Raw genomic sequence first — 4014 nt, 5'->3', positions numbered from 1 at the left:
TCTTAGCAGCTAATACTTCTGTATTGCTTGGCATTACTGCGGGTAGCATAGGACTAATAGCAAGAATGCTTGCTATGGAAGCATAAACGAATTTTTTATTTAATTTCATGTAATCACCTCAAAAATTGATTAAATACCTTACGTACAGTATAGAATAATAGCCTGTCTTTGAATAGGTTTTCAAACAGTTTAATACTAAGTTAATAAGGTGAAGGTGAGTGAAAGTTATTTACACCAAGCCGTTTAGTTAATTATCTGGCTCTTCTTTTATTCAATATGCAAACAGTATTTGTTATAATTAATTTAGAATTCAAGCAAATTGTTTTGAGGGCGGTTGGCTGTTGATCTGGAAAGGAGATGGTGCCTATGGCACGAAATCTTTTAGAAAGAGAAGCAGTTAATGAGCGTTTACCAAGCATTACAAATAATGTTGGCATTCGCCACGTTTATTATTGTGTTGTTGGATTATATCAATAATCACAAGAAATAAAAAAGACCGTCCCAATCATACTTTAGCAAGTTAGGGATAGTCTTTTTTATATTCCTACTCAGCTAACCGCCTTTAGAGCGGCTGCTTGTTTTCAAAGAGGTCTTGTTAGCGCAAGGCCTCTTTTCTTTACAATTAAATTATATCATGACTGAATTAATTTTGCACAAGTGGACTGAGTCAGGGATTGCATGTTGCCATTTATAATCGTTTTTTTAACAGTTACAAAATAGGATTAAGGAAAAAATTAGTGCTAACGGGAAATTTGTCAGTATAAATATTAAAAGAAAATAAAATTATCTTATTGACTTTTAAAGATTAAAACCTTAGTATTTTGGTTATCTAATATTTATTTTTTATTAATTTAAAAGCCTGAGTTTTAATAATTAAGCTAAAAATTTCTTCACATGGCTTATTGGACAAGCTTAAGAGCAATATTGAATTTAAAAATGAGTATACATACTATAAGTGAAGAACTAGACTAACAAAATGCTATTTAAAAAATATTGGACGGGAAAACTATGATTATAAAATACTCACACCCATGGAAAATAGCCTTATACGTTTTTTTTGCTTTTTTGAAATCGCTTCAGGTTGTTTTTGCTGCCTTCATTTTTCAAAAATTTATTGATTTCGCCCAAAAGCCTCAAGGCAGCTTAATCAAGCTGACTGTCTTTGCTGTTTGTGGTCTGCTAATATTTGGAATAGTCGGCGTTATATATCAGTATTTCTATTATAAAATTATAGAAGAAATTAATCTTAACCTAAAAAGTGCGTCTGCTAATTATTTAGTGAATAACTATGCTGGCCATAACGAAATTGACAGTTCATTTATGACCAATGACCTAAAGCAAATTGAAACTAATAGTATTGAGGCAGAGCTTTCAATTATTTCTGATTTAATTCAATTTTTGGCAGCTGTAGTCTCTGCATTTGTTAGTTCTTGGATTATTGCGCTGGTATTTTTAATAGCTTCATTTACTCCTGCCGTTATTCAGTCTGTTTTTGGCCCTAAGATCGAAAAAAATTCTGAAAAGTGGGAAAAATCCAATAGCAACTACACCAACACCGTTATTGAAACTCATTCCGGAGCAGAAATGGCTAACATCTATGATGTTCAATTTTCAATGGTTAACAGGCTGATTAAAGCAGCGAAGCTAATGGAAACGGCTCTTTTCAAAACCAATTGGACTAAAGGTATGTCTAATGAGATGACTATGATAGTAGCATATATTTTCAGTATGTTCCTTCCTTTTGCCATTGGTATTAGTTTCATTGTTAGCGGTCGGCTGACTTTAGGCACGTTTATGATGATCGCACAACTGGCTAATAATTTTATTAATCCTGTAGTTGGTATTTTTGGGTCAGTAAACGATATTAAAACGGCAAAGCCGATTTTGCAAAAAATCAAAAAAATCGACTTGTTGATAAAGCCGCAGGGCAGTAAAACTGCAACTGCTTCAGATACTTTTCAATCATTACAATTGACTGATGCTGGAGTTAGCCTGGGTAAACAGAAAATTTTTGCCAATGTTAACTTAAAAATTGATTCTGGGGAAAAGTTCTCCTGCAAGCCCCATCAGGTTGGGGAAAATCAACTTTACTGAATGTCTTAATTGGTATTCAACAACTTGATTCTGGATCCTATGAAGTTAATCATTCTGAAGTAAATGGTAATTGGGCAAAACTACACGAGTACTTTTCCTTTATTCAGCAAAAGCCTTTTATTCTAGATGATACTTTAAAATACAACATTACTTTAGGTCGCCATGTGTCTGAAGAAGACTTAAATTATGCTGTTGAACAAGCAGGCTTAAATGATCTCGTAAACGAAAAGGGATTAGACTACCAACTTGGAAAGAGTGGCAGTAATTTATCTGGTGGTCAAAATCAACGAGTTGAAATTGCACGAGCATTAGTATCAAAAAGACCAATATTATTAGCTGATGAAGCAACTTCATCTCTTGATCAGAACTTATCTTTGCAAATACATCAAACAATTCTAAGTGAGTTTAAAGGAACTGTTATCGAAGTTGCTCACCACATTTCATCAAACGAAAAGGAAATGTTTGACCAAATAGTTGACTTGGCAAAGCAATCTTGATCTTTAGCTATCAATAAAGCATAGTAAAGTAAGAGAGAAAAATAAGTAAAAAAGGATATGACTCTCGAAATTGAAGTGTTCCATAATAGTTAGACAATAATCCGACTATAAGGAGCACTTTTTTCATGAATAAATGTTCCATTGCTTTGAAAAGCTGTATAAGAATCTCACCGAGCTGGGAGACGCAGTAAGAAACTTATTGAGTATTACAATCAGAAAAGAATTAAAATCAAGCTAAAAGGACTAACTCCGATCGAATATCGGCAGTTAGTCCTCAGTAAAGCTAATAAAGTGTCCTAATTTTAGGGTTCACATCATTTAATAATTTCTTGCTTCTTTAATTAACTTTGTAAGTTTCTAATATTTTTCTGGCATTGAGTTTCTTGAATTACTGTAGGCAGCATATTCATCAACTGTTAAGTAGGCTAGTTTTGCTTTCATCTGTAAACGTCTCGTGGCTTCTTTAACTTCTGAAACTGTTGCTTTATCTGAACTATTAATTTCTTTGGCTCTTTCTAGTGCATCATTATAAAAATTAAAGTGGTAAAACTTGTATCCATCAGTATTGTGAACTGCATTTTCCTGTTCAATTTCCTTTTGGAGGTCTTTTTTATCTGCTGCAGTTGCTATTTTCGCATCTGCTTTAGCTTCATCAACCGTATTAAGAGGTTTCAAAAATGGACCAGAAATATATTTACTGTCAGCAGCTTTGATGAATGACATATGTTCTTCATTGTTTTCTTCAAAGTTGGTGTTCGAAAAGTTATTGGCGTCGCCTAAATGATAGTAGAGTTCAGCTTTATTGTCCTTATTTGACCAAATGTATAATAATTCATCAACCGGAATTTTCTCGCCTTCAATAAAGGTGGTTAGACCAGCTTTATCAACCTGATTTGGTCGTAAATCTCCATTAGCATCAAAAATATCAGTTCCAGCAGTAATTAAAACATAGGTGTCAGCGGTAAAAGTCAGCAGCCTTTGTCTTAGCTCTTTTTGTACGTATGATTTAGGAAACCAGCCAGTTTTGGTCCCACTAATAATGTAACTAGGTGAACTGGTTGGATTATACATAAATAGCGTTTCACGGTTGACTTTTATTTTTTGCAGAGGCTTAACCGTGATTTGTTCTTTGCCCAAGCCAATCTGAACTCCTTTGGAGTCAATATCCTTTGGACTAATTGTCACGGTTGCTTCTGCGACATAAAGGGGCTTGTTATCAATGTTGCCAACATTGGCCGCATTAACATAGCCACCGTCTCCAATATTGTAGTAATATTTGCCACCGATTTTTTTATAAGGGAGCCATGACTGATTATAGTTGTCATCATTGACTAAGAAATACTGCTTGCTATTCCGGTCAATTTTTTCTACAGAACCAGAGTATTTCAAAGGGGTACCTTTGCGCAAATGCGTATTCTTTTTA

General features: G+C 34.0%; 4 protein-coding genes and 1 pseudogene. 4 read left to right on the top strand and 1 reads right to left on the bottom strand.

What is annotated here, in order from left to right:
* Nucleotides 1–400 precede the first annotated feature (400 nt).
* The 4 genes and pseudogenes from LACWKB10_RS10435 to LACWKB10_RS10425 form a co-directional block, all read left to right on the top strand.
* Complete coding sequence (locus tag LACWKB10_RS10435; protein ID WP_081945396.1) at nt 401–490, top strand: putative holin-like toxin; 90 nt, start codon at nt 401–403, stop codon at nt 488–490.
* A gap of 518 nt (nt 491–1008) precedes the next feature.
* On the top strand, nt 1009–2094 hold the full coding sequence (locus LACWKB10_RS09565) for an ABC transporter transmembrane domain-containing protein (protein WP_369792498.1): 1086 nt from the start codon (nt 1009–1011) through the stop codon (nt 2092–2094).
* Nucleotides 2055–2591 carry an ATP-binding cassette domain-containing protein gene (locus LACWKB10_RS10430; RefSeq protein ID WP_369792499.1) on the top strand — a complete coding sequence of 179 codons (537 nt, stop codon included), beginning with the start codon at nt 2055–2057 and terminating at the stop codon, nt 2589–2591. The genes LACWKB10_RS09565 and LACWKB10_RS10430 overlap by 40 nt, the downstream gene beginning before the upstream one ends.
* Before the next feature lie 192 nt (nt 2592–2783).
* Nucleotides 2784–2891: pseudogene (locus LACWKB10_RS10425) on the top strand (IS3 family transposase); the annotation flags it as partial.
* Nucleotides 2892–2948: 57 nt separating this feature from the next.
* Here the strand turns inward: LACWKB10_RS10425 and LACWKB10_RS10230 are convergent.
* A partial coding sequence (locus LACWKB10_RS10230; RefSeq protein WP_034981720.1) for an SLAP domain-containing protein occupies nt 2949–4014 on the bottom strand: 1066 nt, incomplete at its 5' end.

Origin of the sequence: Lactobacillus sp. wkB10 (assembly GCF_000760615.1) — a bacterium.
GTDB classification, from domain to species: Bacteria; Bacillota; Bacilli; order Lactobacillales; family Lactobacillaceae; genus Lactobacillus; species Lactobacillus huangpiensis.
This window is presented reverse-complemented; position numbering and strand designations above follow the sequence as displayed.

What these genes read in the sequence shown, in the direction of transcription:
- LACWKB10_RS10435 (WP_081945396.1), top strand. Translation starts at nt 401, where the DNA reads ATGAGCGTTTACCAAGCATTACAAATAATGTTGGCATTCGCCACGTTT.
- LACWKB10_RS09565 (WP_369792498.1), top strand. Translation starts at nt 1,009, where the DNA reads ATGATTATAAAATACTCACACCCATGGAAAATAGCCTTATACGTTTTT.